The sequence below is a fragment of the Pseudomonas sp. Pseusp97 genome (assembly GCF_047304025.1).
Taxonomy (GTDB): Bacteria; Pseudomonadota; Gammaproteobacteria; order Pseudomonadales; family Pseudomonadaceae; genus Pseudomonas.
This window is the reverse complement of the sequence record NZ_JBGLYK010000572.1, coordinates 1-252: the sequence shown is the minus strand read 5'-3', so window position 1 is coordinate 252 and position 252 is coordinate 1. Positions and strand designations below refer to the sequence as shown.

1 pseudogene is annotated in these 252 nt (G+C 53.2%); it reads left to right on the top strand.

The annotated features are described in order from the left end of the window. Positions 1 to 119: pseudogene (locus tag ACCC94_RS30390) on the top strand (peroxiredoxin); the annotation flags it as partial. Positions 120 to 252 lie beyond the last annotated feature (133 nt).

The following is a 252-nucleotide window of genomic DNA, read 5'->3' as shown; positions in this document are numbered from 1 at the left end:
AGCCCGGAGAGGATGTGATCATTCCGACATCCGTCTCGAACGATGACGCAATGAAGAAGTACCCCGAAGGATTCAAGACCGTGAAGCCTTATCTGCGGTTCGTCACACAGCCGCAGTAATATTACCGTGCAATGAACCGGGCGCATTACATGCGCCCGGTCTTTTTCGACGACGCGGGCCACGGAGCAAAATCGTGTTAATCTTCCGGCAGCTATTCGACCAGCAATCGTCGACGTACACCTATCTTCTTGC